Here is a 2,809-nt window from a genome sequence, read left to right as displayed (position 1 = left end):
GCCCTCGACGGCGAACTGGCCGAGCCACGCCGATCACGCGCTCGGCCTTCAAACCCAGGCGGCGCCGGCGCCCGGCAGCAATGATCTCGACGAGCAGGATGCGGGTGTCGTAGCGCACGGCGTCCGGCGGCGTGCCGGCCAGGCGCGAGAGGTCGATCACGGGGATCGCCGCGCCGTGCAGGTCCAGCAGGCCGGGCACGAAATGCGGCGCGCCCGGCAGCGCCTTCAGGCGCGCCGCCGGCAGCACGCGCAGCACGCTCGCCAGCGGCAAGGCGTAGCGTTCGCGGCCGATGTGGAACACCATCGCCTTCATGCAGTATTGACCGAGAACGTGGCGACGGACTGCTGCAGGTCGGTGGCGGCGTACTGCAACTGGTGCACGGCCTCGCTCGTCGCCTTCAGCGAGTCGACGGTCTGCTGGCTGGCGTCGGACAGCTGCGTCATCGTCGCCGTGATCTGCGACGCGCCCACGGCCTGCGACTGCATCCCCTGCAGCACGAGGTCGAAGCGGGGCGCCAGCTTGCGCACCTGCTCCGTCATGCCGGACAGCTGCTCGGCCACATGGCGCGCCTCGCCCACGCTGCGGCGGATGTCCTCGGTAAACTTGTCCATGCCCATGACGCTGGCCGACACGGCGGACTGCATCTCCTTCAGCATCTGCTCGATGTCCCACGTGGACACGGACGTCTGGTCGGCCAGGCGCCGGATCTCGGCGGCGACGACGGCGAAGCCGCGGCCCGCCTCGCCGGCCTTCTCGGCCTCGATCGCGGCGTTCAGCGACAGGATGTTGGTCTGGTCCGCGACCTTGGTGATCGTGGTCAGCACGCTGTTGATGTTGCTGGCCTTTTCCGACAGGGTCGCGAGCTTGGCGGTGATGGCGTCGGTGGCCGCGACCATCTGCTGCATCGACTGGTCCATGCGCTTCAGGTTGTCCTGCGCCTCCGCGGTGGCGGCCGTCGTGTAGTCGGCGACTTCGCCCGCTTCTTCCATCGTGCGCAGCAGCTGCGACGTGTTGGCCGAGATCTCGCGCGTGGTGGACAGCACCTCGACGCTCGTCTGCGCCTGCTCGATCCCGGTCGCCTCCTGCTGGCGCGCGGACGCGGCGATCTGCGTGGCCGACGTGGTCACCTGGATGCCCGCGCGCTGCACGTTGCTGACCAGGGTGCGCAGGCTGCCCAGCATCGTGCCCAGGCCTTCGCCCAGGCGGCCGATCGCGTCGCTGCCGGCGATCGTGACGGTGCCGGTCAGGTCGCCGCGGGCGGCGCGCGAGACGACGTCCAGCAGCATGTCGACCTTGGCGCGCAGTTCGTTCGTGGCCGCCAGTTCCTTCGCCTGGCTGTCTTCGATGGCCTGGGCCATGCGGTTGAATTCCAGTGCCACCTGGCCCAGGTCGTCGCGCGACAGCACCTCGGCGCGGGCGCCGTGCACGCCGCCGGCGATCTGGCCGGCGGCACTCATCAGGCTGTGCAGCGGCCGCGAGACGGCGCGCACGAGCAGCGTCGAAATGAGGACCGCCAGCACCACGCAGATGACGGCGCCCCCGGTCAGCAGCGTCTTCATGGTCTGGCGCAGTTCGTCGGTGTCCTTCTGGCGCTGGACCAGCAGGCGGTTTTCCTCGGCTTCGACGTCGTCCAGCACCTCGCGCACGCTGGCCACGGAACCCGTGCCGGCCAGTACCCCGGCCTCGGTCTGCGCCGTCACGGCCGCGCCGGCGGTCCGGCGCCGTTCGATCTGCGGGGTGACCACCTGGTCCATCCACGTGACGAGCAGCGTGTCCAGGCGGCGCAGGCGGTCCTGCTGCTGGGCGTTGTCGGTGGTGATCGCCTGCGCGCGCTTCACGTGCGCGCGCGCCGTCGCGTATTCGTTGCGGATCGGCGTCACCAGGTTCTCGTTGCCCGTCAACAGGTAGCCGCGCGTGGACGACTGGATCTGCAGCACCGACGTCGCGATGGTGTCGAGTTCGCGCAGCACCTCGAGGGTGTGGCGGTTCCACAGATTGGCATCGGACAGCCGTGCGAAATTGTCATAGGCGAGGATGAGCAGGCTCAGGATGATCGCGACGATCGCGCCGAAGCCGGCGACCAGTTTGTTCCTGATGCTCAAGTTGTGAAACATGCGCGCTCCAAATGGCGTGAAGACATGGTGAATGTAACATTTCTGCCCGGAGGCAAGGGGCTCCGCGTGCACCAATCCGGGGATTGCCCGTTCAGGCCAGGGCGGGCAGGGCGTGGCGCGCGCGTGCCTGCAGGCATTTGGCGTCGCCGATCTGGACTTCGCGGCAGGGCTCGGGCCGCTGTTCGTACACGCTGCACGCGTACCTGCCGTCGGGCTCGCCCCGCAGGGCGGCGCACCGGGGCGCTTTCGCATTCGTACCGGCCATGCACGAGAAATGCGCGTTCACCTGTTCCGTGAGCGCGGACGGCAGGCCGCGCGCGTCGGCGTCGGCCCAGTAGAAGGACACGCGGTAGGTCATGCAGCAGGCGCCGCACGACAGGCATGGGTTCTCGCTGGTGTCGCTCATGCGCGCTTCGTGGGCGGAAAACGAAGACGCGATGGTAGCGCGCCGGCGTCCCGCTGAAAAGAGTGAAATCTGCATTGTTAACACAAATGAGAATGATTCGCGTTTACTTATCCGTTAAAACTTGATACAGTTCGTGGCGTTCCGACAAACATTCAAAAACAACATTCAACGACCACGATGAGAACCTCGATCACCAGCCGTAAGCATCTGTCTCCTTCCACGCCGCGCCGCGCGGGCGCCGCGCTGGCCATGCTCGTGCTGCCGCTCGCCGGCCACGCGGCGCCCGAT

3 protein-coding genes are annotated in these 2,809 nt (G+C 67.9%); all 3 read right to left on the bottom strand.

All coding sequences use genetic code 11. The annotated features are described in order from the left end of the window. Positions 1 to 313: chemotaxis protein CheW (locus tag ACEN88_RS28480; RefSeq protein WP_413345083.1), on the bottom strand; the 313-nt coding region annotated here is incomplete at its 3' end. After that, entirely contained in the window at positions 310 to 2,115 is a 1,806-nt protein-coding gene (locus ACEN88_RS28475; protein WP_413345081.1) for a methyl-accepting chemotaxis protein, read from the bottom strand. The genes ACEN88_RS28475 and ACEN88_RS28480, both read right to left, overlap by 4 nt. Before the next feature lie 91 nt (positions 2,116 to 2,206). Next, complete coding sequence (locus tag ACEN88_RS28470) at positions 2,207 to 2,521, bottom strand: YkgJ family cysteine cluster protein (RefSeq protein WP_413345079.1); 315 nt, start codon at positions 2,519 to 2,521, stop codon at positions 2,207 to 2,209. Positions 2,522 to 2,809 lie beyond the last annotated feature (288 nt).

The organism is Massilia sp. CT11-108, from assembly GCF_047302915.1.
GTDB lineage: Bacteria > Pseudomonadota > Gammaproteobacteria > Burkholderiales > Burkholderiaceae_D > Telluria > Telluria orientalis.
This window is presented reverse-complemented; position numbering and strand designations above follow the sequence as displayed.

Excerpts from the sequence above, each read along its gene's own strand:
- ACEN88_RS28475 (WP_413345081.1), bottom strand. The coding sequence starts at position 2,115 with ATGTTTCACAACTTGAGCATCAGGAACAAACTGGTCGCCGGCTTCGGC.
- ACEN88_RS28470 (WP_413345079.1), bottom strand. The coding sequence starts at position 2,521 with ATGAGCGACACCAGCGAGAACCCATGCCTGTCGTGCGGCGCCTGCTGC.